The following is a 23,670-nucleotide window of genomic DNA, read 5'->3' as shown; positions in this document are numbered from 1 at the left end:
CCCAAACCGCAGTTCTGGATGCGATCTTCCTTCGAAGGTCGCCTCCGGGAGGAGAGCGTTACATGTTGTAGGCGCGTTCGGTGTGCTCGGTGATGTCGAGGCCTTCACGCTCGGTCTCGACATTGGCGCGCAGGCCAACGATCACGTCGACGACCTTGTAGAGGATCGCCGAGCCGATGCCCGACCACACCAGGGTGGTGCCGACGCCCCAGACCTGAGAGGTCATCTGCGCCACGAGGTCGTAATCGGCAACCTTCGGCGGGATCGCGGTGTAGTCGATGATGCCCGCACCACCCAGCGCCGGGTTGACGAGGATGCCGGTGCCGAGCGCGCCGACGATGCCGCCGACGCAGTGCACGCCGAACACGTCGAGCGAGTCATCGTAGCCGAGCGCATTCTTCACCACGGTGCAGAAGAACAGGCAGACGATGCCGACGACGAGGCCGAGAACGATCGCACCCATCGGGCCGGAGTAACCGGCCGCAGGCGTGACCGCCACGAGACCCGCGACGGCGCCCGAGAGCGCGCCGAGCACGGAGGGATGCCCCTTCACGATCCATTCCGCGAACATCCACGCGAGCGCAGCGGCTGCGGTGGCGACGAAGGAGTTGGTCATGGCGAGGGCAGCGCCGCCGTTGGCTTCGAGGTTGGAGCCGGCGTTGAAGCCGAACCAGCCGACCCAGAGCAGCGAGGCGCCGATCATGGTCATGGTCAGCGAGTGCGGGGCCATCAGCTCCTTGCCGTAGCCGGTGCGCTTGCCGATCAGGAGCGCACCAACGAGACCGGCGATGCCGGCGTTGATGTGCACCACGGTGCCGCCCGCGAAGTCGATCGCGCCCTTCTTGAAGATCCAGCCGGCGTCGGCGTTGATCTCATCGAGCTTGGCCTGGGCCGCCGTCTTCGCCGCAGCATCACCCGCAGCAGCCAGCGCCTTGGCAGCGTCCTGGATCAGGTCCGGACCCGGCCAGTACCAGACCATGTGCGCGATCGGGAAGTAGATCAGCGTGACCCAGAGCGGGATGAACAGCGCGACCGCCGAGAACTTCATGCGCTCGGCAAAGGCGCCGACGATGAGGGCGGGCGTGATCGCCGCGAAGGTCATCTGGAAGCAGACATAGACGAGCTCCGAGATGTTGGCATCGACGCTGAAGGTCGCCGCCTTGGAGTCCGTCGTGATGCCCATCATGAAGGCTTTGGAGAAGCCGCCGATGAAGTCGGAACCGCCGGTGAAGGCAAGGCTGTAGCCGTAGAGGGCCCAGAGCACGGTGACGACGCAGACCGTGTAGAAGACCTGGGCGAGAACCGAGAGCATGTTCTTGGAGCGGACGAGACCGCCATAGAACAGCGCAAGACCCGGGATCGTCATCAACAGCACGAGCACTGTCGATGTCAGCATCCAGGCGTTATCCCCCTTGTTGACCGTTGGCTCGGCGTAGGCTGCGGTCGCAGCGAACATGCCGACTGCGAGGGCGGCCAGTCCCGCGCCATAGGGACGCTTAAACGTCATTTCATTTTCTCCTGATTCGATAAGGTTGAGCGCGAAATCAAAGTGCCGCGGCGTCGGCCTCGCCGGTGCGGATGCGGACCGCGTGGTCGAGGCTGATGACGAAGATCTTGCCGTCGCCGATCTGCCCTGTTTTCGCAGCCGACGTGATGGCGTCGATGGTCTTGTCGACCTGCTCGGAAGCGACAGCGACTTCGATCTTGATCTTGGGCAGGAAGCTCACGGCGTATTCGGCGCCGCGATAGATTTCCGTATGGCCCTTCTGCCGGCCATATCCCTTGACTTCCGTCACCGTGAGACCGTGAACGCCGATGGCGGTCAGGGCGTCCCGGACTTCTTCCAGCTTGAATGGCTTGATTATCGCCATAACAATTTTCATGGGTCCTATCCCCGCTTGGGCCCGGTCCGGACGTGGCCGGGCGTTCTCGACTGGTTCACCACGAGGAGAAGCTTCACACCGCGGGCACAGCCGGGCTCTGAGAATCAAATGCCGTGCCAGATCGACGTCGTTGCCTAACGGATTATGAATGCGAGGTTTTTCACGCCTTGCGGGGGTCGCGCTGCACTGCGCTAATAGGTCGCGCCTAAAACGTAGTCATGCCTGCTCAAAACCGATGCACGACAGGCTGCCGACACAATGTTGCTCACGTGTAGGGCAGCGGAAAGGTACCTTGATAGGGCTCGGCGCGTGCTGCAGCGCCGCACCACGCTGGGAGATGTGCATGGAGCAGCCGGATGTAGCGGCCGAAGGGTCCTCTCGGACCCTCAGGTGGCGCTGCGCTCCGCAAAAACCCTGTCGATCAGTCCCCATTCGACCGCCTGCTGCGCGTTCATGAAGTGGTCGCGGTCCAGAGTCCGTTCCACCTCCTGCTCAGGGCGCCCGCAATGTCGGGCATAGAGCTGGATGATGCGCCGCTTGGTTTCCTGCATTTCGGTTGCATGGATCAGGACGTCAGACGCCTGGCCTTGAAAGCCGCCGAGCGGCTGATGCACGTGGAGGCTGGCATTGGGCAGGGCGGCGCGGTGGCCGGGCTCGCCGGCCATCAGCAGGAACGACCCCATGGAGCGCGCGGTACCCATGCAGAGCGTATGGACCGGCGCCTTGATGAACTGCATGGTGTCGTACATGGCAAATCCGCTGGTGACCACGCCGCCATAAGAATTGATGTAGAGATTGATCGGCTTGTTCGGGTTCTCCGCCTCCAGGAACAAGAGCTGCGCGCAGACCAAGCCGGACATTGCATCATTGACTTCGCCGTTGAGGAAGATGATGCGCTCGCGCAAGAGGCGGGAGTAGATATCGAAGGATCGCTCGCCGCGGCTCGACTGTTCGACGACCATAGGGACGAGCTGAAGCATGTCGCGCATCGGCGACCTCCATGTCTGCAGGTGATGAAGTCTGTTTTCCGTCAGGCCGCGCGCATCAGGCAGCAATTCGTGTTGGCCGGCTTCGGCAGCGTTACGCGCTCGTCGCAGGCTTGCTGGATGATGCGAAAGCGGGTGCCGCCGTCCTCGTTCGGCTCGATCCGGAAGATGACATGGCTTTCGCGAAACGGCGGTTCGGGATCACGAAGCCGGTAACGCACCTCTTCGCCTGCGACCGATGATTCGGGCTCGGCGCCGGCGAGGTCGCAATCCGGTAGCCAGCGTTCGCGCAGCGCCGGAATGGTCACGGCGCGCCAGACCTTGGCGGGCGGCGCATCGAAGTCGTATTCGAGCACCAGGGCTGTATCGGCTTGATCAGGCTTCGCTGCGTCGCTCATTGATCCATGTCCTTCAAGAGATCGGCGAGCGCTTCCATGCGCTTCGGCCAGTAGGCACGGTAGCGCGCAAGCCATGTTCCGATGGTGGCGATGCCGTTGGGGTCGACCTCGTAGTTCACAAATCGGCCCTGCCGCTGTTCGCGCACGAGGCCTGCTGCACGCAGAACCGCGAGATGCTGCGACATCGCCGGTTGGCTGATGTCCAATCCGTCGCGCAAAGCACTGGCGTTCAGGCTTCCGCCAGCGAGCTTTTCAAAGACCTTTCGGCGCGTCGGGTCGGCCAGCGCCTTGAAGATGTCTGCTTCGATCATGGTAATACATAAGCATACACTTATGTGTTGCGCAAGCCCGAAGCGGCCTGAGGCTGTTCGGTACCAGGACCAGCGCGGTGGTGACGATCAGGAGCCTGCTTGCGCGCGTCTCGAAGGATGGCCGTGGGTGAGAGCCGGTCCTTCATGGTTCGCCCGGCGATGCGCAGCATCGTCCGGGGCCGCGCGTTCCGCGCTCCTCACCATGAGGGTCTTGCGACATAGTCGAATTCAGAGCGCGTCGCTGTCGGTCTCGCCGGTGCGGATGCGCAGCGCGTGGTCGATCGGCGTGACGAAGATCTTGCCGTCGCCGATCTGCCCGGTGCGCGCCGTCGAGGTGATGACGTTGACGGCCTTCTCGGCGATCTCGGAGGGCACCGCGATTTCGATCCGGAGCTTGGGCAGGAAGTTCACGACATATTCGGCGCCGCGATAGATTTCGGTATGGCCCTTCTGGCGGCCGTAGCCCTTCACCTCGGTGACGGTCATGCCGTGCACGCCGATCGCCGTCAGTGCCTGGCGGACCTCATCGAGCTTGAAGGGTTTGATGATCGCGACGACGAGTTTCATGGTCAGGCCTGTTTCCCGGAGCTTCGCCAAACAATGCGCAGATGGCGCCGCGTCAATCTCGCATCTTTCCGGGCAAATGGCATAAAAATGTTGCAGGTTGAAGAGGGAAAAAGGCGGCGCAACGGGGGATACCGCCTCTGTACAGAGCTGCGGGTCGTCCTTCACAATGCATTTTTGGCATGGTTGCGGTGAACCGAACCGTCCCGGCCGGTACAAAAGTATTTTGGGACTGAAGGGGGGGCATTTCATGGCGAGTTGGTTCTACGCAGCCGAGGGCAAGCAGCAGGGGCCCTATCCGGAAGGTCAATTCCGCGATCTCATTGCCCAGGGCGTGGTCCGCCCGGACACGCTGGTGTGGACCGAGGGCATGGCGGGCTGGCAGAAGGCGGCCGAAATTCCGGGATTGATGGCTGGCGGCGGCGCGCCGCCGATCGTTCCGACGGGTGGGCCACCCACGATGGCTTCTCCCGGGGGCTATAGCGGCGGCAGTTACAGCGGCGGTGGCTCCGCGCTCGCGATCGATTTCGGCATCCTGGAGTTCACCTGGCGCACCATCGTCATGCTGATCGGCACGATGCTGATCATTCCGGCGCCCTGGGTGTTCGTCTGGTACACGCAGTGGATCGTGTCCTGCGTGAAGGTTCCAGGACGACCGAATCTCAACTTCACCGGCAATGCGATGACGCTGGTGCCGTGGTATTTCGGTTTCATTGTTCTCGCCATCGTCGCCTATTTCAGCGGCGTCCAGTTGCTCAACAACCTGCTCTTCATCGCCGAGCTCGTTCTGTACTGGCTGCTGATCAAATGGATGGTCGCGAACCTCGCCTCCAACGGGCAGCCGCTCGGCCTCAGCTTCACGGGCTCGATCTGGGCCTATATCGGCTGGAACCTGCTGCTGGCGATCTCCTTCATCACCATCATCGGCTGGGCGTGGGTCATGGTTGCCCAGGTCCGCTGGCTGTGCCGCAACATTGCAGGAACGCGGCGCGACATCGTCTTCAAGGGCACCGGACTCGAGTTCCTCTGGCGCGCGATCGTGACTGCCATCCTCTGCAGCTTCATCATCCCGATTCCCTGGATGTATCGCTGGATGATGGGCTGGATGGTGTCGCAGACCGAGCTCGTACCCAAGGGGGCGGTCTAATCTAAAGCGCGATGAGATTGGGATGAATCGTCATCGCGCTTTAGTTTGTCGTTTGAGCATGATCTCCGCGCAAACGCGTTCCGCGTTTGTAGCGAGGGAAAACCGCTGCACACTTTTCCGGATCGTGCTCTAGCTCTCAGCCCTTCCGCTCGCGCACGGAGCCTTCCTGCGCGACGGAGGCCACCAACGTGCCATCGGGCTTGAAGATCAGGCCGCGGGTCAAGCCGCGGCCTGATTGCGCACTCGGCGAATCCTGGGCGTAAAGCAGCCATTCGTCGGCGCGGAATGGACGGTGAAACCACATCGCGTGATCGAGGCTTGCCGGCATCATGCGCTTGTCGAACAGCGTGCGACCGTAGCGCGCCATCACCGCATCGAGCAGCGAGAAGTCCGAGGCATAGGCGAGCGCGCACATATGCAGCGCCGGATCGTCCGGCAGCTTTGCTGCAGTCCTGATCCAGACATGGATGCGGCCATCCTCGATCTTCTGGCCGAAATAGCGGCTGAGCTCGACCGGGCGCAGCTCGATCGGACGATCGGATTCGTAATAGCGGCGGATAAACTCCGGCATCTCGCGGAATATCGGCTGCTTCGACACTTCCTCCGCCGTCAGCTTTTCCGGCGGTGGCACATCCGGCATCTTGTCCTGGTGATCGAAGGCGCCCTCCTCCTCGGCATGGAACGAGACCATGATCGAGAAGATCGCATTGCCATGCTGGATCGCGGTGACGCGCCTGGTCGAATAGCTCTTGCCGTCACGCAGGCGCTCCACCTGGTAGATGATAGGCACCTGCGGGTCGCCCGGCAGGATGAAATAGCAATGCAGCGAATGCGGCAGCCGGCCCTCCACCGTGCGGCAGGCCGCGACCATCGCCTGCCCGATCACCTGCCCGCCGAACACCCGCTGCCAGCTCGTTTTAGGGCTGTTGCCGCGGAACAAATTCACCTCGAGCGGCTCGATATCGAGGATGGAGATGAGGTCGATCAGGCTTTTGGACATGGTGGCGCTTTCGAAGGATTTCGTCATTCCGGGGCACGCGAAGCGATGAACCCCATTGCGCATTTGCGCAATGTGGAATCTCGAGCCAATAATCTCTGGATTCCGGGTTCGCGCCTTGCGCGCCCCGGAATGACATGAGGAAACGGCCCTTGTTTCACCGCACTGTTTCGCCCAGCTCAAGTCTGCTAGCAAGGCCAAGAGTTAGCCGGGATCCAGGGTATGTCAGTACAGGGTAGCATTGTCATTGGCGGCGGCGCATTTGCAGGGCTAGCGCTCGCGCTCGCATTGCGCCAGGGCCTCGGTCCAGACATTCCCGTGATCGTCGCCGATCCGGCGCTCGCCACGCGGCCGAGCCGCGATCCGCGCGCCACCGCCATCGTTGCGGCCTGCCGCCGGCTGTTCGAGGCGATCGGCACCTGGGACGATGTCAAGGGCGGTGCGCAGCCGATCCTCGACATGGTCGTGACCGATTCCAAGCTGGAGGACGTGACGCGTCCGGTGTTCCTGACCTTCGCCGGCGATGTCGAGCCCGGCGAGCCCTTTGCTCACATGATCGAGAACCGCCAGCTCATTGACGTGCTGGTCAAGCGCGCCGAAGCCGAAGGCATCGATCTTCGCGCCACTCCTGTTGCGTCCTACGACGCGCGCCCCGATGGCATCGACGTGACGCTCGGCGATGGCAGCGTGGTCGCGGCGAGCCTGTTGATCGCGGCCGACGGCGCCAAGTCGAAGCTGCGCGAGCGCGCCGGCATCGCCACCCATGGCTGGGAGTACGATCAGTCCGGCATCGTCGTCACCGTCGGCCATGAGCGCGATCATGAGGGCCGCGCCGAGGAGCATTTTCTGCCCGCCGGCCCCTTCGCGATCCTGCCGCTGACGGGAAAACGCTCCTCGCTGGTGTGGACCGAGGGCCGCACCGAGGCCGCGCGCATCACGGCGCTGAGCGAGGACGAATTTCACAGCGAGCTCGAGCAGCGCTTTGGCCTGCATCTCGGCGAGATCAAGGCGCTGGACCAGCCGCGCGCGTTTCCGCTGTCCTATTTCGTCGCGCGCTCCTTCATCGCCGAGCGCCTCGCGCTGGTCGGCGATGCCGCGCATGTCATCCATCCCATCGCGGGCCAGGGCCTCAACATGGGTCTGAAGGATGTCGCCGCGCTCGCCGAAGTGGTCGTCGATGCCGCGCGGCTCGGCATGGATATCGGCCAGAGCGATGTGCTGGAGCGCTACCAGCGCTGGCGGCGCTTCGACACCATGGCGATGGGGGTAGCGACCAATTCGCTGAACTTCCTGTTCTCCAACAGGTCGACACTTCTGCGCACCGTGCGCGACATCGGCCTCGGCATCGTCGACCGCGCCCCGCCGCTGAAGAATCTCTTCATCCGCCAGGCCGCCGGCCTCACCGGCGAAGTGCCGAAATTGTTGAAGGGCGAGGCGCTGTAGCAGTCAACAAGGCCATTGACCCTCATCCTGAGGAGCGCGCTTGCGCGCGTCTCGAAGGATGAAGGCCGAGCTGCAGCAGCGGGGCCTCATGGTTCGAGACGGCGCTGGCGCGCCTCCTCACCATGAGGAGTTTCGGCCTCAATCGATCTTCCGCGCCTCCTCCGGCAGCATGATCGGTATGCCGTCGCGGATCGGGTAGGCGAGCTTGGCGGAGCGCGAGATCAGCTCCTGCTTGGCGGCGTCGAATTCGAGCGGACCCTTGGTCAGCGGGCACACCAGGATCTCCAAGAGCTTGGGATCGACGGTGGCTTCGGGGCGTTCGTTTGGCGTGGTCATGAATGGTAGTCTCCGGCGGTGATCCGGCCCTTAGCACGAAAAGCTGCGGCGTGTCGCCGCATAGGGGTCTCACACGCCCTGCGATCTCTGGCGCGACAGCACTTTCCGCATGTCGTCATAACTTAGAATAGCTTTAGAGTAAGTCCTTTTGCGAGAGCGCAGCCTAGCCGCCACGGCCGATATTTGGTTTGCAGGACGTCGGCCCAGCGCAGCGCGCGCTTGCCGTCGATTTTGACCATTTAGCCCGGGACACGCCGATCCATGTTTGCTTCGCTTAACCCAAGGTCTTTCGCCCTCGCCGCGCTCTGCGTTGCCGCGATGCTGCCGCTCCCTGCCGCGAACGCGCAGCAGGCGACCGAACTCCAAATCGTCTATGATGGCGCGTTCCAGCCGAGCGAGCTGCGCGCACCCGCCGGCAAGGCGATCACCGTCAAGGTCAAGAACAACACCGCCAAGGCGATGGAGTTCGAGAGCAAGACGCTGAAGGTCGAGAAGGTCATTCCGTCGAAGGGCGAGGCCGTCGTCAACGTTCGCGCGCAGAAGGCCGGCCGCTACGAGTTCTTCGACGAGTTCAACGAGAAGGCGCGCGGCACTCTCATCGTCGAATAAGGCCTCGCTCGTGCTCGCCGCGCTCATCATCGTCTTCCGCGAGGTTTTTGAGGCCGGTCTGATCATCGGCATCGTGCTCGCGGTGACGCGCTCTGTTAAGCATCGCAATCGCTGGATCGTGGGCGGCGTGCTGGCGGGCGTTCTGGGCGCATGCGTGGTCGCGGCATTCGCGGGCGCCCTGTCACAGCTCTTCGAAGGCATGGGTCAGGAGCTGTTCAACGCGGCGATCCTTGCCGTCGCCGTGATCATGCTGACCTGGCACAACGTCTGGATGGCGCGGCATGGCAAGGAGATGGCGGGCGAATTGCGCGCCGTCGGCCAGGCCGTCGCCGAAGGATCCAAATCGCTGCTGGCGCTTGCCGTCGTGGTCGGGGTCGCGGTGCTGCGTGAAGGCAGCGAGGTGGCGCTGTTCCTCTATGGCGTCGCCGCATCCGACGGCGGCACGGCGATGAGCCTGCTCGTGGGCGGCCTGCTCGGCCTCGTGCTCGGCGGCGCGGTGTGCCTCCTCACTTATTTCGGCCTGTTGCGGATTCCGCCGCGCGCGCTGTTTGCGACCACGACGGTGCTCATCACGCTGCTCGCGGCCGGCATGGCCGCACAGGCGGTCTCGTTCCTCGAGCGCGCCAACTGGCTCACCGCGCTCGACACCGTGGTGTGGGACACGAGCTGGCTTCTCGCCGAGGACAGCATCTTGGGCCGCACCCTGCACACGCTGATCGGCTACACCGACCAGCCGACCGGGATGCAGCTCGTGATCTATGCCGCCGTCGTCCTGGTCACGATCGCCTTGATGCGGCTGGTCGGATCCGAGCCGCCCAGGCGCGCCGTCGCCGCAGGTTAGGTGTGCCCCCTCTCCCGCAGGCGGGAGAGGGTCGGGGTGAGGGCTCTCTCCACTTGGGGATTGTTCACTGTGGAGACACCCTCTCCCCGACCCTCCCCCGCTTGCGGGGGAGGGAGCGCACCTGCTGCGCGGCAGCAATCGAGCTCAATCTCTTAGTTCGAGACCATCCGCAGGAGCTCGTCGATCAGCGCCTCCAGGCGCGCGGCCGGCAGCGGCGTGTTCGACAGTGCAAAGCCGAGAAACGTCCAGTACAGGATTTGCGCACGCGCCTGCGCCATCGCCGAGGCGAACCCGCGTTTTTCGAGCAACCCTTCGATGTAGTCGAGCCGGCGGCGATCGATCGCGCGAACGGCACCTTGTGCCGCCGGCTCGAACGCCGCCCAATTGCGCACCGCGCGTTCCACATCGAGCCGTGCGCCAAAGCTCCGCCGCAACAGCGCACGTAGCGGCTCACCCTCGCTGTCGGCCTCGACATCAGCGATGATCCGCTCGGCCGCGATCTCGCGCCAGCGTTTCAGGATCGCAGCATGGAACGCGCCGAGATCGGCAAAGTGCCAGTAAAAGCTGCCGCGCGACACGCCCATCGCCTTCGCCAGCGGATCGGCCTTCAGCGCCGTGAAGCCGCTCCTCGCCAGCGCCTTCAGGCCCTGCTTTATCCAGTCGTCGGCGGAAAGCTGTTCGGTCATGTCGGGTTCCGTTGGACCAACCATACAGGACTGTATTGACATCTGCCAAGTCCGGCATTATCACCATACATCACTGTATGGAGGGTCAGGCTATGCGTGATCTGCTGCTGCAAGCCGCCGGATTGGCCACGATCGTCGTGGCGCTCATTCACGGCGTCCTCGGCGAAACAAAAGTCTTTGCTCGCGCCAAAATCGAACCGGAACGCTTGCGGACCCTGATCCGCCTGGTCTGGCAGACCTCGACGGTCGCCTGGATCGGCGGCGGCGTCCTGCTGTTCGCCACGCCCTGGATGGCGTCGGAACCCGCGCGCCACTGGATCGTCACCACGCTGGCCATCGTGTTCGGCTTTGCCGCCTTCGCCAACGCCTGGGCAACACGCGGTCGCCACTTCGGCTGGATGGCACTGAGTGCCGTCGTGGCGATGGCGGTTGCCGGGTACTAGAGCATGATCGCGCTTTAGATGAGGACCGAAGCATGCCGCTGACGCTCGTTACCGGGGGCACCGGCCATCTGGGCCAGGATATCGTCGACCGCCTCATCGCCACCGGGCATTCCGTGCGGGTCTTTGCCCGCTCGCCCGGCGCGCGGGCCGATGTCGAATGGACCATCGGCGATCTTGTAACGGGCGCCGGGCTGCGCGAGGCGCTGCACGGCGTCGACACCGTCATCAATGCGGCGACCTATTCGCCGATCGCGCGCCGCGGCGGCTTCAGGCCCTCCGACTTTTTCACGTCGCCGTCCGCGGTCGACGTCGAAGGAACTGAGCTGCTGCTCTCGCTCTGCCAGGAGGCCTCGGTGCAGCACCTCCTGCACGTCTCGATCGTGGGTCTCGACGATGCAACGCTGCCTTACGCACGCGTCAAGCTCAGGGGTGAGCAGCTGGTCCGCAGCTCGTCGGTGTCATGGTCCGTGGTCCGGGCGATGCCCTTCTACTATCTGCTCGACAGGCTGCTGGCCGGCCTCGCCTGGCTTCCGATGTGGCCGGTGCCGACGACGGTGTTCAATCCGGTCGACACGTCCGATGTCGCCGATCACGTCGTGAGCTGTGCCTTCGATGGTGGCCGCGGGATGCGGCCCGAGATCGGCGGACCCGACGATTTCGGCTGCACCGAGTTCGCGCGGCAGTACCAGGAGGCGCACGCCATCCGCCGGCGCATCGTGCCGATGGCTTTGTCGGAAAGGTCAGCGCGAGGCATGGGCTTCGTCGTCAGCCAGGGCGTGCGCGGCACATCATCCTGGGCGGACTGGCTGCGCCGCCAATCGCCGGACGTTCGCCGCGCGGCCTAAGTGCGCTCACTGCAGCGGCGGATCGCCGCTGGTGCGTTTCTTGGCGAGATCCATCTCGGTGACGGCGATCAGGATCTCGGCGCGGGTCTTCAGGTCGGGAGCTTCGAGCATCGCCTGCTTCTCTGCGGGACCATAGGGCGACATCATCGCCAGTGCATTGACCAGCGCCTCGTTGGGTGCGCTCTCGACACCTTCCCAGTCGACCTTGAGGTTGTTGGCCTTCAGGAAGTCGGCGAGCGCCACCAGGAGCGCCTCGCGATTGACCGCGTCCTCGCCCTTGCGGGCGGTGAAATCATCCGTGAAGGCGAAGAAGTTCACCTTGCACTGCCGGTAGGATGTCAGCACCTCGAGCTCCTGGACCACCTTGAAGCGCGCAATCCCGGTGAGCTCGAGGATGTAGCGGCCGTCGCCGGACTCGGCGAGCTGGGTGATGCGGCCGACGCAGCCGACGTTGAACAGCACCGGCCTGTCAGAGTTCTTCGGCGAATGCGCCACGTCGGGCTGGATCATGCCGATCAGGCGATGGCCGTCGCGAAGTGAGTCGTCGACCATCGACAGATAACGCGGCTCGAAGATGTTGAGCGGCATCTGCCCGCGCGGCAAGAGCAGCGCGCCGGGCAGCGGAAACACCGGGATGATCTCGGGAAGATCGGCGGGCCCGCGATATTCGATATTGATCGGCATACCCGCTCCCCGCTGACTTGTGTGGCGCTCAGGCCTTAGAGCATGATCCGGACCCGAAGGGCCGCTTTAGCGAAAAGTGTGAAGCGGTCTTCCGACAAGATCATGCTCCAACAACTACGAGAACAGGATCGTCGACAGCCGCTTGCGTCCCTCGACGGTCGCATCATCAGCGCCGCCCCAGGCCTCGAAGAACTGGATGAGCTGCTTGCGTGCGCCATCATCGTTCCATTTGCGGTCGCGCTTGACGATCTCGAGCAGCTGGTCGGTCGCGGCTGCCCGATTGCCTTGCGCGTTGAGCGCGGTCGCAAGGTCGAACCGGGCCTGATGATCGAGCGGGTTTGCAGCGACTTTCTGCTCCAGTTCAGTGACCGGCCCGAGCGATTCCGCCTGCTCGGCGAGATCGATCGCGGCCTGCACCGCCTTCACCGCGGCATCGCCGTGCTTGGACTCCGGCACCATGGCGAGCGTCTGCTTGGCCTGCTCGATCGCACCCGACGTGACGTAGCATTTCGCAAGGCCCGCGAGCGCGGCGATGTTGGTCGCATCGTGCGACAGCGCCTCGGCATAGATCTGCGCCGCGGCCTCGACGTCGCCCTCAGCGAGCACGGCGTCTGCTTCCCTCACGATCTCTGCGACGTTGACCTCGCCCGGCGCGGTCACGCCCTTGGTCAGGCGCTCGATGAAGGCGTTGACCTGGCTCTCGGGCACCGCGCCCATGAAGCCATCGGCCGGCTGGCCATTGACGAAGGCGATCACGGCCGGGATCGACTGGATGCCCATCTGGCCCGGAATCGCCGGATGCTGGTCGATGTTCATCTTGACCAGCTTGACCTTGCCCTTGGCCGCCTTGACGGCCTTTTCCAGCACCGGGGTCAGCTGCTTGCATGGGCCGCACCACTCGGCCCAGAAGTCGATCAGCACCGGCTGGCGCTTCGATTCCTCGATGACGTCCTTCACGAAGGTCTGGGTGGTGGTGTCCTTGATCAGATCGGGCGCAGCCTGGCCCGCCGCTCCATTGCCCTGGTCAATGATCGTCACGGAAGTCCCCTCGTCTGATGTCCGGAAAGGCGGCTCTTTAGCACGACGCCGTTCCATATGCTGCTGTCCCGGCTCCTAAATTGGGCCGGGACGGCCGAATTTCAATCCATGACCGCTGATTTGGTGGTTCCTGGGCGTTTCGGGTCGCTTTCGACCCTATTCGGGGCTCATTTAGGTCTCCGAAGCGAATAGATGCCGCGGGTAGCTGTTGCATTCGCCGCCCGCTTTTGGCATACGACAGCCGTTGCCGGCGCGTCACGCGACCGGCTCAGGACGCGGGTGTAGCTCAGTGGTAGAGCACGACCTTGCCAAGGTCGGGGTCGAGGGTTCGAGCCCCTTCGCCCGCTCCAATTTCTCCCAGCGTCAAACCTGACAGGACCGGATCGCCCTTTGGGCGGCTCCGTCCGGGACGTACGTTGGACGTGGAATGACAATTCTGGTCACCGGCAGTGCGGGCCATCTCGGGGAAGCCATTTTCCGGGCGCTTCGCGCGCGCGGGTCTACTGTGCATGGGGTTGATTTGAAGAAATCGGAGTTCACCGACCGGGTGGGCTCGATCGTCGATCCCGGCTTCGTGCGGACCGCGATGGCGGGCGTCACCGCCGTCATCCACGCCGCCACCCTGCACAAGCCGCATGTCGCGACCCATACCAAGCAGGACTTCATCGACACCAACGTCACCGGCACGCTCAACCTGCTCGAGGCAGCGCTTGAGGCCGGCGTGAAGAGCTTCGTCTTCACCAGCACCACCAGCGCGTTCGGCTCGCAGCTTCGGCCCGAGGCCGGCAATGCCGCGGTCTGGGTCACCGAGGATCTGCCGTCGGTGCCGAAGAACATCTACGGTACCACCAAGCTGATGGCCGAGAATCTCTGCGAGCTGTTCTTTCGCGAGCATGGGCTTCCCGTCGTCGTCTTGCGAACCTCGCGCTTCTTTCCGGAGGAGGACGACGATCCCTCAGCGCGGGCGAGCTTTGCGACCGAGAACGCGCAGGCCAACGAGCTGCTTTATCGCCGGCTGGATATAGCGGACGCGGTAAGCGCGCATCTGCTCGCCGTCGAGCGCGCACCCAGCATCGGCTTTTCGCGCTATATCGTGTCGGCGACGAGCCCGTTCACGCAAAACCACCTCGCCGCCCTGCTTGAGGACGCCGCGCGCGTCGTGCATGCGCTCTATCCCGATTGCGCCAAACTCTACGCGGCGAGGGATTGGCGCCTGTTTCCGACCATCGACCGCGTCTACGTCAACGATCGTGCGCGCCGCGAACTCGGCTGGCGGCCCGCATTCGACTTTGCCCACGTGCTGAGCAGCCTGCGCGAGAACCACGATTTTCGCAGCGCGCTGGCGCGTCAGGTCGGCTCAAAGGGTTATCATGACACCGTCTTCGACCGTGGCCCTTATCCCGTAGTCTCATAATTCCCGTCGCGCGCATGCGAGCGCTGCCTGCGAAATAGTCGCTAGCCGCGTGATTCCGCGTTGCAGCGAGAACGCACGTGCTCGCATGCTACGCATGCGGAGAAGTTCTCTCTCAATTTTTATTGAGGCTCATCGCGATGCGCCAGCCACGCTTCTCAGCGCTCGCAGATGTGCTAACCTTTTCGCGTCTGCCTCTGTCGACAGACTCCGAACTTCGCCTCTCGAATAGCAAAACAATAACGGTATGGCCGCCACGGCCGCCTTAGGGGAGTGACGCGATGACATCCATATTCCATCGATCCATCTTTGCGTTTGCGGCGGTTGCCCTGCTCGCGGGGACAAGCGTCGTGAATGCGCAGCAGCAGGACAAGAACCGGGCGCTGAAGAAATACGAATCCGGCACCAAGGAGTTTTGGACGCATCCGCCGGATGACTGGTTCTTGGGCGATGAGACCGAGGCGCAGAAGGGTCTTGCGCCGCCGTCCGGCCCGCCGACCGGCGCATCCGAGGCCGAGCTCGCCAACATCGTGAAGAAGATCAAGTTGCCGGCGGGCTTCAAGATCGAGGTCTGGGCGCCCGGCGTTCTCGCCGCGCGGCAGATGGCCTGGGGCGACAAGGGCACGCTGTTCGTCGGCTCGTTCGGCCTCGGCAACGTCTATTCGATCAAGGACAATGGCGGCAAGCGCGAGGTCAAGACCATCCTCAAGGGTCTGAACATGCCGACCGGCCTCGCCTTCAAGGACGGCGCACTCTACGTCATCGCCGTCGACAAGCTGATTCGCTACGACAACGTCGAAGCGAATCTCGACAATCTCGGCGAGGGCAAGGTCGTCTATGACGACATGCCGTCCTATGCCGCTCATGGCTGGAAGTACATCGCGACCGACAAGGATGGCTGGTTCTTCCTGCCGTTCGGACCGCCCTTCAACGTCGGCATTCCGCCGACCAGCGTCTCGCAGATCCGGCGCGTCGATCCCAAGACCGGCAACGCCGAAGTCTGGGCGCTCGGTGTCCGCAACTCGGTCGGCGGCGACGTCGATCCGCGCAGCGGCAAATACTGGTTCACCGAGAACGCACGTGACTGGGTCAGCGATGATCTCCCCAGCGACAAGCTGAACATGATCTCGAAGATCGGCGAGCACTTCGGCTATCCCTATTGCCACCAGGGCGATCTGCCGGACCCGAAATTCGCGATGGGTCACAAGTGCTCGGAGTTCGCGCCGCCCGTGCTGAATCTCGGTGCGCACGTCGCTCCGCTCGGCATGAAGTTCTATACCGGCGACCAGTTCCCCGCCGAGTACAAGAACAACATCCTGATCGCCGAGCACGGCTCCTGGAACAGGCACAAGTACCAGGGCGCGCGCATCGTGCGCGTGATCGTCGGGCCCGACGGCAAGAACCCCAAGCAGGAGGTGTTCGCCTCCGGCTGGCTCGAGGGCGACCAGGGCTATCTCGGCCGTCCCGACGACATCATCCTCGCGAAGGACGGCTCGATCCTCGTCGCCGACGACTGGGCCGGCGCGATCTATCGCATCAGCTACAGCAAGAAGTAGCGCGACGTGAAAGCCTCGGAGGCTGAGGTGGCCGGACCGGCGGCCGCAGCCTCTGTCTTTGAGTTCTGGCCTTTGAGTTCTGGACCCTTTGAGTTCTGGACAGTGTCGTTCCGGACCTGTGCGCCCCTTGCGCGCAAGTCCGGAACCCATAACCACGACTTGGGGTTATGGATTCTCAGATGCGCAATTGCGCATCATACCTCGCCCTTCGGGCGCCCCGGAATGACGGCTTGTTAGAGCGGAATCCTCCAATCATGCACCGGCAGTTTGCTCCTCACGCGATCATCGGACTTGCGCTCACTGCGCTTGTCACCATTCCCTTCGCGCACGCTGCCGACGTCAAGGAGAAGGCGGCAATCTGCGCCGGCTGCCACGGCGACAACGGCATCTCGCAGACCGAGAACATCCCCTCGCTTGCCGGCCAGCCCGATCAGTTCTTGCAGTGGCAGCTCGTGTTCTTTCGTGCCGGCTCGCGCAAGAACGAGCAGATGCAGCCAATCGCGGAAGAGATCGCCAACGAGGACATCCGCAGTCTCGGCGCCTATTTTTCGCAGCTCACGCCGCCGAAGGGTTCGGAGGACAAGGATCCCGACCTGTCGCGGAAAGGCAAGGAAGCAGCCAGCGGCCGCCGCTGCGCCTCGTGCCACACCGACAGCTATGCCGGCACCAAGGCCGTCGCCCGCCTTGCCGGCCAGCGCGAGGAATATCTGGTGAAGGCCCTGCACGACTACAAGGCGGGCCTGCGCGTCGGCGGCGGCGTCGCCGCCATGGCCGACGTCGCCTATTCGCTCAGCGAGGAAGAGATCACCGCACTTGCGCATTACCTGGCGCATTTGCAGTAGCGGAAGGCTGTAAACGGTTACTCAACTCGTCGTCCCGGGCTCGCGCTTTGCGCGCCCCGGGACGACGGCGGAGTGCGAGGCTACCCCGCCCGCTGCTTCTCGTACGCCTTCAAATGCGTATAGGCGATGCGCAGTTTTGGCACCGGCACTTTCGCAGCATCGGCGCGCGCGATGAGGTCGCCGATGATGTGATCGGCCTCGACCGGCAGGTTCGCCTTGATGTCGCGAAACATCGATGCGGTCATCGGCGAGCCTTCGGTGGTGATCAAACCCTTGACCCGCTCGAAGAACGGTCCGCCGGGCGCATAGCCCGACGCGGTCGCAGTCGCGCTGGTCTCGTCCAACATCCCCAGGAGAAAATCCATGCCGCCGGCGACCGCCAGGATGTTGCCGACGGAAGTGCGCATCAGGCTGGTCGACGCCGCGAGCGAGGCGAGAAACACCCACTTCTCCCACATGTCCTGCATGATGTTCTGGCTCGCGCCGGCGCCGGCGATGCCGCTGGTGAAGACTTCGTCGATCGCCTTTACCCGCGCCGACAGTTCTCCGTCGCGCTCGCCGTAATTGATCGATTGCATCGGCTGGAGTTGCACCACCTCGCGCGTCTCATTCAGCGTCGCGGCGATGGCGCAGAGCCCGCCGAGCACGCGCTCGGCACCGAACTTCTGGTCCAGCACGTCGAGATGCCGCATGCCGTTGAGAACGGGAATGATCGTGGTGTTCGGCCCGACCGCCGGCGCGAACGATTTGATGGCATCATCGAGGTCGAACGCCTTGCAGCTCAGCAGCACGACGTCGAATTTTTCGGTGAGCTGGCCCGCCTGCACTGCCGGCGGATTCGTCAGCGTTGCATCGCCGTTTGGGCTCTTGATGACGAGGCCGGCGCTCGCGAGCTCTGTCGCCCGCCGCGGCCGCACCAGGAAGGTGACGTCGCGCCCGGCCTGCAACAGCCTGCCCCCAAAATAGCCGCCGATGGCGCCGGCGCCGACCACGAGAATGCGCATGGGGATGCTCCGTTGTTGTCCTTGGCGAATGGCGAGTACGGAGTAGCGAATAGCAGGGATGATTTCCACTCGCTATTCGCTACCCGCCATTCGCACCTCTCACTTTCCCGACACCATCTCCTCGACCTCGCGCAGCTGCTCCTTGCCGAAGAACATCTCGTTGCCGACGAAGAACGTCGGTGAACCGAACGCGCCACGCGCGACGGCCTCCTCGGTGTTCTCGATCAGCTTTGCTTTCACATCGGGGTCCTGGGCACGTGTGAACAACTTCTGCGCATCGAGGCCTGACGATGCGAGCGCCTTCATCGCAACTTCCGGATCGTCCATCTTCTTCGGCTCGCGCCACATGTGATGGAACGCGGCTTCGACATATTGTTCGAACACGCCTTCGAGCCGGGCCGCGATTGCCGCGCGCATCAGGTTCAGCGTGTTGATGGGGAAGAACGGGTTCCAGACATAGGGCTGCACGTGGAAGCGTTTGATGAAACGCTCGGTCTCGACAGCCTGGAATTCCCGCTTGTTCTTGATGCCGGCGAGCGTCTCGGCCGGCGACTTGTTGTTGGTCGCCTTGAAGATGCCGCCGAGCAGGATCGGCACATACTCGAATTTCACGCCGATCCGCTGCTCGATCGCAGGGATGGCTTCATGGCTGAGAAACGCATTGGGACTGCCGAAATCGAACAGGAATTGTGGGGCCGCGCGCGTCAAAATCGTCCTCCCCCGAGCTCGCTTGCGCACATCTTGGCGCAGCAGCCGCGCCACGTCCACCCGTTTCATGATGGTCATAATACCTTGACCGGGGCGTGTTCCGCCTACGCGCGGTCGCTGCTTGCGAGTTTCAGGACGTGGTCGCGGATGTCGGCGGGCCAGTCGGCGATCTCGGCCGCAAAGCGCCGGCGGTCGCCTGCGAACAGCGCGCGCGAGGCTTCCTCGAAATGCGCGAGATTGCCCGCCATCGCCGACATGAAGTGGTAGGCCGCATCGCGCGCCTGCCGCTCGCGGTCGCGATCGCCGCTTGCGCGCCGCGCCTCATCGACGAGCTTGCGCAGCGCGACCGAGGCGCCGCCCGGCTGTGCGTTGAGCCATTCCCAGTGTCGCGGCAGCAGCGTCACCTCGCGCGCAACCACGCCGAGCTTGGGCCGGCCGCGGCCGCGCGGCGCAGTCGGCGGCTCGATGCCTTCCGCCGGCGCGATCGTCGCCAGGCGGGCCAGCACCTCCTGGTCGTCGCCGCGCAGGTCGAAATCGGCCGCCCGCCCGCTCGAGTCGCTGAAGATCACGATCGGCGAGCCGGCCCCTGCATCCGCGCGCTTGACCGCCAAGGCCACATCCGCGATTGGTCCCGAGGCCAGGCACCGCTGACCGACAAAGGCTGTGAAGGTTTCCTGCATTGAAATCACTGCGAAATTTGACACCGTGTCCTTTTAATATCCGGATGAAATAGAAGCGTCAATATGCCCGGGTAAAATTAACGACCATCCGGCTCGACATTCGCCCGCCGGGCTGGCACCAACGCGTCCGAGACCAGTGGGGGACCTCAAAATGCTGACCGTTCATCACCTCAACAATTCTCGCTCGCAGCGCGTGCTGTGGCTGCTCGAGGAGTTGGGCGTGCCCTACGAGATCGTGCGCTACCAGCGCCAGCCGGACATGCGCGCGCCGAAGGAGCTGCGTGCCATCCATCCGCTCGGCAAGTCGCCCGTGATCACCGACAACGGCAATACCATCGCCGAATCCGGCGCGATCGTCGAATACCTCGTCGGCACCTATGGCCAGGGACGCCTGATCCCGTCGCCCAACACGCCGGAGCGGCTGCGCTACACCTATTGGCTGCACTATGCTGAAGGCTCGGCGATGCAGCCGCTGCTGCTCAAGCTGCTGTTCACCCTGATGCCGAAGCGCGCGCCGGCGCTGCTCCGTCCTCTCGTGCGCAAGGTCTCGAACCAGGCGCTCACGGCGCTCGTCAATCCGCAGCTCAAGCAGCACATGGATTATTGGGAAGGCGAGCTTGGCAAGAGCGAGTGGTTCGCCGGCAACGAGTTCACGGCGGCCGATATCCAGATGAGCTTTCCACTGGAGGCGGCGCAGGCGCGCGGCGGGCTGGAGCAGGGCCATCCCAAGGCGATGGCGTTCCTCGAACGCATCCATGCGCGTCCGGCCTATCAACGTGCGCTGGAGAAGGGCGGGCCGTACCAGGTCGGGCGGTAAGCTCCTTCGCTTCATTCTCGCGTCGCGGCCAGCACTTCCCTGATCAGCCGTTGGACGTCACCCTGGCCGTCGCCGAGACGCACCACAACCAGGTTGCGCGACGGAATGATTGCGACGCGTTGATCGAACGCGCCTGCCGCAAAGAAGGCATCCCGGGGAATCTCCCCCGGCACGTCGGCCCTCGCGTTCCTTTGCTTGCCGCGATTCGTCCAGAAGCCCGCCCCATAGTTGGTCTCGAGCGTAGCGGCAGCGCAAAAATCCACCCAGCCTTCCTGCAGGATGCGTTTGCCGCCGATGACGCCGTTGTTGAGATAGAGCAAGCCGAATCGCGCCCAGTCTCTCGCGCTTGCCAGCATGTTGGACGCGCCCTGCAGCGTTCCGGATGGATCGAACTCGAGCGTCACATGGCGCATACCGAGCGGGTCGAACAATGTGCGCCAGGCAAAGCCCAACGCTTGCTCGGGACCGCCCAGCATATCGCGTATGATCCGCGCCAGCAGCTGTGTCGATCCGCTCGAGTAATGCCAACGCGTTCCCGGTGGTGCGATCAGCGCAGCCTTGGCTGCAAAGTCGGCCATGTCGTCCTTCACATACATCTCGCTGGATTGATCAAAGCCGACGAAGGTCTCATCCAGTGCAAGCCCCGTCGTCATGCGCAAGAGATGCTCGATCTCAATCCGGTGGCGCGGGTCGGACGGCGAATGCCATTCCGGGATCGGCGCCGGCATCGACGGGCTGATCAAGCCCTGGTTCGCCATGATGCCGATCAGCGCGTTGATCACCGACTTGGTCAAAGAGAAACCGAGCAATTGCGTATCAATGCCGACGCCCGGGGCGTAGCGTTCGGCGATCACGTGGCCATTGTGCACCACCACGACGGCCTTGGTTCTCCGCGTGGGCACGGCCCCAGGCTCTTCGAAGGCGTGAGTCAGGGCTGCCCTGAGCGCGTCGTCCCCGGGTTCGACGAGATCCGGCCCGGCGATTTCAGGGAGCAATGGCGGCTCCTGCGGCGCTTTCAGCGCCTGAATGTCGCTCTGCGGCACATAAGGCTGGCGCGATCCATTCACGATCACACAGCCGAATCCTTCGTGAAAGGCGGCGAGCCCATAAGATCGGCCGAAAGCAAAGATTTCGACGGTTCCTGCCGCGCGATCCAGTTGATATGTCATGATCGCCCGCCAGAACCGCAGGCTGGTATCACTCGTGATCTCTGCGAAGGATGTCTCGGGATCAAGTCCTGAGACAAAGCTCTTGGCGCAGACATTGTGAGCGACGACAGCGGCCACGATTCGAAGTGCGCGATCCGGACGAAAGACGGCCGTCAGCACAATAAGTGCCACCAGCAGCAAGGCTGCGATGGAAGCCAGAATCTTGCGGACCACGCATATCTCCTTGCCGAGACACGAGCCTAGTCGTTCCCGCGACATATGGGAATGAGATGCGAAGGGCCCTGTTAGCCTGCATGCAGCGCGCGGCGGCGGGTGTCCGGTAGCGCAACGGTCGCGAGGAAGACCCCGCAGAGGCCGCCGTCGGAGAATTGGCCGGAGGCGAAAACCGATGACCAGCGCCGTTGACCGCGGACCTCCTAAAGGGGAAAGCTTATTGTCCTTCCGCCGCGGCGCCGCGGGTGCGCGGATCAGGCGCACCGAAGGGTCCGTTCGGCGTCACCGCGATCGAGTTGGCCGATGTCTGACCCATCGGCTCGACGACGAGGTGACCCATCGCCTTCAGTTCGAACAGGACATCGTCGGAAAAGCCGCGCTCGACGCGCACTTCATCCGGCAGCCATTGGTGATGCAGCCGCGGTGCTGCAACGGCTGCGGCGACATCCATATGATAGTCGAGCACGTTGACGATCACCTGGAGCACAGTGGAGATGATGCGGCTGCCGCCGGGCGAGCCGGTCACCAGGACCGGCTTGCCGTCCCTCAGCACGATGGTCGGCGACATCGAGGACAGCGGCCGCTTGCCGGGGCCGGGCAGGTTGGCCTCGTAGCCGACGAGGCCATAGGCATTGGAGGCGCCAACCGCCGCGGTGAAATCGTCGAGCTCGTTGTTGAGCAGCACGCCGGTGCCGTCGGCGACGAGGCCGACGCCATAGCTGAAGTTGAGCGTATAGGTGTTGCTCACCGCATTGCCGCTGATATCGACGACCGAGAAATGCGTGGTGTTGCTGCCTTCGCGCGGCGGCGTCGCGCTCGCCACGATCTTGCTCGCTGGCGTGGCACTGTCGGCATTGATGCCGGTGCGGAGTTTTGCGGCATAATCCTTCGCGATCAGGGTCTCGATCGGCGCCTTGACGAACGCGGGATCGCCGAGGTAGCGCGCGCGATCGGCATAGGCGCGCTTCATGGCCTCGATCAGCAGATGCAGCGAGGCCGGCGAGCCCTGCTTCAGATCCGAGAGCTGAAAGCCCTCCAGGATGTTCAGCGTTTCCACCAGCACCGCGCCGCCGGACGACGGCTGCGGCATCGAGACGATGTCGAAGCCGCGGTAGCTGCCGCGCACCGGCTCGCGGATCACGGGCCTGTATGACCGCAGATCCTCCGGAGTCATGATGCCGCCGGCATCGGTGACGGCCTTGGCCAGCTTTTCGGCGACCGGTCCCTCGTAGAATCCGCGCGGACCTTGGGCAGCGATAGCCGACAGCGTCTCAGCCAAATCGCCTTGCACCAGCCGGTCATTCTCTTGCAGCGGCGTCCCGTCCGGTCGCGAGAAGATTTTTGCCGACGCCGGCCAGCGCGCAAATCGTTTGTGCGCGGCCGGCAAGGTGTCGGCGATGTCGTCGCTGATGATAAAACCGTCGCGGGCGAGCGCGATCGCCGGCTCCAGCAATTGCGCCAGCGTGAACTGGCCGGAGCCATATTTCTCCAGCGCCAGCGACAGTCCTGCGACCGTGCCGGGCACGCCGATGCCGAGTGCGGAGTCGCGCGACTTGGCGATATCGGGCTTGCCGTCGGCGCCGAGGAAGATGTCTGATGTCGTCGCAGCCGGCGCGGTCTCGCGATAGTCGATCGCGATGTCTTCCTTGCGGTCGGCGGAATGGATCACCATGAAGCCGCCGCCGCCGATATTGCCCGCGCGCGGATAGGTCACCGCCATGGCGAAACCGGTCGCGACCGCGGCATCCACCGCATTGCCGCCGCTGCGCAGGATGTCTGCGCCGATCCGTGCGGAGATTCTCTCCTGGGCCACCACCATGCCGTGCTCGGCCGCGATGGCGTGAACGGTGTCGAGCGCGGGTGGCTCGTAGAGGCGGCGCGCATCCTGAGCGCGCGCCGGCAACAGGCCGATACCTAGAATCGTGAGGGCAACTACGACTTTTCGTCGTGTCAGGACAAGCGACATCATCAAATTTCCGCCGTGTCTTGTTTCTGTCGTGTCTTGGCGCCGCTCCACAGCCGTCACGGCAATGCTATACCGTTTGCGCCAAGAGCGGCA

General features: G+C 63.8%; 26 protein-coding genes and 1 tRNA gene. 11 read left to right on the top strand and 16 right to left on the bottom strand.

Annotated features, from left to right (window positions below; translation table 11 throughout):
- Nucleotides 1-58: 58 nt before the first annotated feature.
- The 6 genes from SO140_RS25010 to SO140_RS24985 form a co-directional block, all read right to left on the bottom strand.
- Nucleotides 59-1,507: an ammonium transporter gene (locus tag SO140_RS25010; protein ID WP_254101585.1), complete on the bottom strand. Its 1,449-nt coding sequence runs from the start codon at nt 1,505-1,507 to the stop codon at nt 59-61.
- Between the two features lie 37 nt (nt 1,508-1,544).
- Nucleotides 1,545-1,883: a P-II family nitrogen regulator gene (locus SO140_RS25005; protein WP_280709846.1), complete on the bottom strand. Its 339-nt coding sequence runs from the start codon at nt 1,881-1,883 to the stop codon at nt 1,545-1,547.
- A gap of 386 nt (nt 1,884-2,269) precedes the next feature.
- A complete protein-coding gene (locus SO140_RS25000) occupies nt 2,270-2,872 on the bottom strand; it encodes an ATP-dependent Clp protease proteolytic subunit (protein ID WP_449380299.1) in 603 nt (200 codons plus the stop codon).
- Between the two features lie 41 nt (nt 2,873-2,913).
- The gene (locus SO140_RS24995; protein ID WP_449380298.1) at nt 2,914-3,267 is read right to left on the bottom strand and encodes an SRPBCC family protein; all 354 of its coding nucleotides are present in this window, start codon (nt 3,265-3,267) and stop codon (nt 2,914-2,916) included.
- Nucleotides 3,264-3,578 (bottom strand): ArsR/SmtB family transcription factor, encoded by a 315-nt coding sequence (locus SO140_RS24990; protein ID WP_449380297.1) that lies wholly within the window; start codon nt 3,576-3,578, stop codon nt 3,264-3,266. Before SO140_RS24990 ends, SO140_RS24995 begins: the two co-directional genes overlap by 4 nt.
- 228 nt (nt 3,579-3,806) lie before the next feature.
- Nucleotides 3,807-4,145: a P-II family nitrogen regulator gene (locus SO140_RS24985; protein WP_449380296.1), complete on the bottom strand. Its 339-nt coding sequence runs from the start codon at nt 4,143-4,145 to the stop codon at nt 3,807-3,809.
- Nucleotides 4,146-4,392: 247 nt separating this feature from the next.
- Here SO140_RS24985 and SO140_RS24980 point away from each other — a divergent pair, with 247 nt between their 5' ends.
- Nucleotides 4,393-5,289 carry a DUF4339 domain-containing protein gene (locus SO140_RS24980; RefSeq protein ID WP_449380295.1) on the top strand — a complete coding sequence of 299 codons (897 nt, stop codon included), beginning with the start codon at nt 4,393-4,395 and terminating at the stop codon, nt 5,287-5,289.
- A gap of 136 nt (nt 5,290-5,425) precedes the next feature.
- On the opposite strand, the gene tesB is transcribed toward SO140_RS24980, so the two are convergent.
- A complete protein-coding gene (gene tesB / locus SO140_RS24975; RefSeq protein WP_449380294.1) occupies nt 5,426-6,289 on the bottom strand; it encodes an acyl-CoA thioesterase II in 864 nt (287 codons plus the stop codon).
- A gap of 219 nt (nt 6,290-6,508) precedes the next feature.
- Here tesB and SO140_RS24970 point away from each other — a divergent pair, with 219 nt between their 5' ends.
- A complete protein-coding gene (locus SO140_RS24970) occupies nt 6,509-7,729 on the top strand; it encodes a ubiquinone biosynthesis hydroxylase (RefSeq protein ID WP_449380293.1) in 1,221 nt (406 codons plus the stop codon).
- Nucleotides 7,730-7,867: 138 nt separating this feature from the next.
- Here SO140_RS24970 and SO140_RS24965 read toward each other — a convergent pair whose 3' ends face one another.
- Nucleotides 7,868-8,065 carry a Trm112 family protein gene (locus tag SO140_RS24965; protein ID WP_254101600.1) on the bottom strand — a complete coding sequence of 66 codons (198 nt, stop codon included), beginning with the start codon at nt 8,063-8,065 and terminating at the stop codon, nt 7,868-7,870.
- A gap of 261 nt (nt 8,066-8,326) precedes the next feature.
- Here SO140_RS24965 and SO140_RS24960 point away from each other — a divergent pair, with 261 nt between their 5' ends.
- Nucleotides 8,327-8,674 carry a cupredoxin domain-containing protein gene (locus SO140_RS24960; RefSeq protein ID WP_449380292.1) on the top strand — a complete coding sequence of 116 codons (348 nt, stop codon included), beginning with the start codon at nt 8,327-8,329 and terminating at the stop codon, nt 8,672-8,674.
- Nucleotides 8,675-8,684: 10 nt separating this feature from the next.
- Entirely contained in the window at nt 8,685-9,515 is an 831-nt protein-coding gene (locus SO140_RS24955) for an FTR1 family iron permease (RefSeq protein ID WP_449380291.1), read from the top strand.
- A gap of 152 nt (nt 9,516-9,667) precedes the next feature.
- Here SO140_RS24955 and SO140_RS24950 read toward each other — a convergent pair whose 3' ends face one another.
- Nucleotides 9,668-10,201 (bottom strand): TetR/AcrR family transcriptional regulator, encoded by a 534-nt coding sequence (locus tag SO140_RS24950; RefSeq protein ID WP_449380290.1) that lies wholly within the window; start codon nt 10,199-10,201, stop codon nt 9,668-9,670.
- Nucleotides 10,202-10,293: 92 nt separating this feature from the next.
- On the opposite strand from SO140_RS24950, the gene SO140_RS24945 reads away from it, so the two are divergent.
- Both SO140_RS24945 and SO140_RS24940 read left to right on the top strand, forming a co-directional pair.
- Complete coding sequence (locus tag SO140_RS24945; protein WP_449380289.1) at nt 10,294-10,644, top strand: hypothetical protein; 351 nt, start codon at nt 10,294-10,296, stop codon at nt 10,642-10,644.
- A gap of 32 nt (nt 10,645-10,676) precedes the next feature.
- Nucleotides 10,677-11,489: an SDR family oxidoreductase gene (locus SO140_RS24940; RefSeq protein WP_449380288.1), complete on the top strand. Its 813-nt coding sequence runs from the start codon at nt 10,677-10,679 to the stop codon at nt 11,487-11,489.
- A 6-nt stretch (nt 11,490-11,495) separates the two neighbouring features.
- Here the strand turns inward: SO140_RS24940 and SO140_RS24935 are convergent, their stop codons facing one another.
- Together SO140_RS24935 and trxA are read right to left on the bottom strand one after the other, a co-directional pair.
- Nucleotides 11,496-12,173 carry an LON peptidase substrate-binding domain-containing protein gene (locus SO140_RS24935; protein ID WP_449380287.1) on the bottom strand — a complete coding sequence of 226 codons (678 nt, stop codon included), beginning with the start codon at nt 12,171-12,173 and terminating at the stop codon, nt 11,496-11,498.
- Nucleotides 12,174-12,287: 114 nt separating this feature from the next.
- Complete coding sequence (trxA, locus tag SO140_RS24930) at nt 12,288-13,211, bottom strand: thioredoxin (RefSeq protein ID WP_449380286.1); 924 nt, start codon at nt 13,209-13,211, stop codon at nt 12,288-12,290.
- 275 nt (nt 13,212-13,486) lie between these two features.
- Here trxA and SO140_RS24925 point away from each other — a divergent pair.
- The 4 genes from SO140_RS24925 to SO140_RS24910 all read left to right on the top strand — a co-directional run bounded on the left by SO140_RS24925 (nt 13,487) and on the right by SO140_RS24910 (nt 17,020).
- Nucleotides 13,487-13,561, top strand: a tRNA-Gly gene (locus SO140_RS24925).
- Between the two features lie 77 nt (nt 13,562-13,638).
- The gene (locus SO140_RS24920; RefSeq protein WP_449380285.1) at nt 13,639-14,625 is read left to right on the top strand and encodes an NAD-dependent epimerase/dehydratase family protein; all 987 of its coding nucleotides are present in this window, start codon (nt 13,639-13,641) and stop codon (nt 14,623-14,625) included.
- Nucleotides 14,626-14,903: 278 nt separating this feature from the next.
- Nucleotides 14,904-16,178: a PQQ-dependent sugar dehydrogenase gene (locus tag SO140_RS24915; RefSeq protein WP_449380284.1), complete on the top strand. Its 1,275-nt coding sequence runs from the start codon at nt 14,904-14,906 to the stop codon at nt 16,176-16,178.
- A 254-nt stretch (nt 16,179-16,432) separates the two neighbouring features.
- Nucleotides 16,433-17,020, top strand: a complete 588-nt coding sequence (locus SO140_RS24910) for a c-type cytochrome (protein WP_449380283.1) — start codon at nt 16,433-16,435, stop codon at nt 17,018-17,020.
- A gap of 80 nt (nt 17,021-17,100) precedes the next feature.
- Here SO140_RS24910 and panE read toward each other — a convergent pair whose 3' ends face one another.
- The 3 genes from panE to SO140_RS24895 all read right to left on the bottom strand — a co-directional run bounded on the left by panE (nt 17,101) and on the right by SO140_RS24895 (nt 19,412).
- Nucleotides 17,101-18,024, bottom strand: a complete 924-nt coding sequence (panE, locus tag SO140_RS24905) for a 2-dehydropantoate 2-reductase (protein WP_449380282.1) — start codon at nt 18,022-18,024, stop codon at nt 17,101-17,103.
- A 99-nt stretch (nt 18,025-18,123) separates the two neighbouring features.
- Nucleotides 18,124-18,732, bottom strand: coding sequence for a 2-hydroxychromene-2-carboxylate isomerase (locus tag SO140_RS24900; protein WP_449380281.1), 609 nt, complete (start codon nt 18,730-18,732; stop codon nt 18,124-18,126).
- A 104-nt stretch (nt 18,733-18,836) separates the two neighbouring features.
- Nucleotides 18,837-19,412 carry a DUF2239 family protein gene (locus tag SO140_RS24895; RefSeq protein WP_449380280.1) on the bottom strand — a complete coding sequence of 192 codons (576 nt, stop codon included), beginning with the start codon at nt 19,410-19,412 and terminating at the stop codon, nt 18,837-18,839.
- 151 nt (nt 19,413-19,563) lie between these two features.
- Here SO140_RS24895 and SO140_RS24890 point away from each other — a divergent pair, with 151 nt between their 5' ends.
- Nucleotides 19,564-20,229: a glutathione S-transferase family protein gene (locus tag SO140_RS24890; RefSeq protein ID WP_449380279.1), complete on the top strand. Its 666-nt coding sequence runs from the start codon at nt 19,564-19,566 to the stop codon at nt 20,227-20,229.
- Nucleotides 20,230-20,240: 11 nt separating this feature from the next.
- Here the strand turns inward: SO140_RS24890 and SO140_RS24885 are convergent, their stop codons facing one another.
- Nucleotides 20,241-21,875, bottom strand: coding sequence for a serine hydrolase domain-containing protein (locus SO140_RS24885; protein WP_449380278.1), 1,635 nt, complete (start codon nt 21,873-21,875; stop codon nt 20,241-20,243).
- Nucleotides 21,829-23,580: a gamma-glutamyltransferase gene (gene ggt, locus SO140_RS24880; protein WP_449380277.1), complete on the bottom strand. Its 1,752-nt coding sequence runs from the start codon at nt 23,578-23,580 to the stop codon at nt 21,829-21,831. Before ggt ends, SO140_RS24885 begins: the two co-directional genes overlap by 47 nt.
- Nucleotides 23,581-23,670: the final 90 nt, after the last annotated feature.

The organism is Bradyrhizobium sp. UFLA05-108 (assembly GCF_059803455.1).
Note: the sequence above shows the minus strand (reverse complement) of the source record. Positions and strands in the feature narration are given on the sequence as shown.

Coding starts and splice junctions, on each gene's coding strand:
- SO140_RS25010 (WP_254101585.1), bottom strand. CDS start 1,507: ATGACGTTTAAGCGTCCCTATGGCGCGGGACTGGCCGCCCTCGCAGTC.
- SO140_RS25005 (WP_280709846.1), bottom strand. CDS start 1,883: ATGAAAATTGTTATGGCGATAATCAAGCCATTCAAGCTGGAAGAAGTC.
- SO140_RS25000 (WP_449380299.1), bottom strand. CDS start 2,872: ATGCGCGACATGCTTCAGCTCGTCCCTATGGTCGTCGAACAGTCGAGC.
- SO140_RS24995 (WP_449380298.1), bottom strand. CDS start 3,267: ATGAGCGACGCAGCGAAGCCTGATCAAGCCGATACAGCCCTGGTGCTC.
- SO140_RS24990 (WP_449380297.1), bottom strand. CDS start 3,578: ATGATCGAAGCAGACATCTTCAAGGCGCTGGCCGACCCGACGCGCCGA.
- SO140_RS24985 (WP_449380296.1), bottom strand. CDS start 4,145: ATGAAACTCGTCGTCGCGATCATCAAACCCTTCAAGCTCGATGAGGTC.
- SO140_RS24980 (WP_449380295.1), top strand. CDS start 4,393: ATGGCGAGTTGGTTCTACGCAGCCGAGGGCAAGCAGCAGGGGCCCTAT.
- tesB (WP_449380294.1), bottom strand. CDS start 6,289: ATGTCCAAAAGCCTGATCGACCTCATCTCCATCCTCGATATCGAGCCG.
- SO140_RS24970 (WP_449380293.1), top strand. CDS start 6,509: ATGTCAGTACAGGGTAGCATTGTCATTGGCGGCGGCGCATTTGCAGGG.
- SO140_RS24965 (WP_254101600.1), bottom strand. CDS start 8,065: ATGACCACGCCAAACGAACGCCCCGAAGCCACCGTCGATCCCAAGCTC.
- SO140_RS24960 (WP_449380292.1), top strand. CDS start 8,327: ATGTTTGCTTCGCTTAACCCAAGGTCTTTCGCCCTCGCCGCGCTCTGC.
- SO140_RS24950 (WP_449380290.1), bottom strand. CDS start 10,201: ATGACCGAACAGCTTTCCGCCGACGACTGGATAAAGCAGGGCCTGAAG.
- SO140_RS24945 (WP_449380289.1), top strand. CDS start 10,294: ATGCGTGATCTGCTGCTGCAAGCCGCCGGATTGGCCACGATCGTCGTG.
- SO140_RS24940 (WP_449380288.1), top strand. CDS start 10,677: ATGCCGCTGACGCTCGTTACCGGGGGCACCGGCCATCTGGGCCAGGAT.
- SO140_RS24935 (WP_449380287.1), bottom strand. CDS start 12,173: ATGCCGATCAATATCGAATATCGCGGGCCCGCCGATCTTCCCGAGATC.
- SO140_RS24920 (WP_449380285.1), top strand. CDS start 13,639: ATGACAATTCTGGTCACCGGCAGTGCGGGCCATCTCGGGGAAGCCATT.
- SO140_RS24915 (WP_449380284.1), top strand. CDS start 14,904: ATGACATCCATATTCCATCGATCCATCTTTGCGTTTGCGGCGGTTGCC.
- SO140_RS24910 (WP_449380283.1), top strand. CDS start 16,433: ATGCACCGGCAGTTTGCTCCTCACGCGATCATCGGACTTGCGCTCACT.
- panE (WP_449380282.1), bottom strand. CDS start 18,024: ATGCGCATTCTCGTGGTCGGCGCCGGCGCCATCGGCGGCTATTTTGGG.
- SO140_RS24895 (WP_449380280.1), bottom strand. CDS start 19,412: ATGCAGGAAACCTTCACAGCCTTTGTCGGTCAGCGGTGCCTGGCCTCG.
- SO140_RS24890 (WP_449380279.1), top strand. CDS start 19,564: ATGCTGACCGTTCATCACCTCAACAATTCTCGCTCGCAGCGCGTGCTG.
- ggt (WP_449380277.1), bottom strand. CDS start 23,580: ATGATGTCGCTTGTCCTGACACGACGAAAAGTCGTAGTTGCCCTCACG.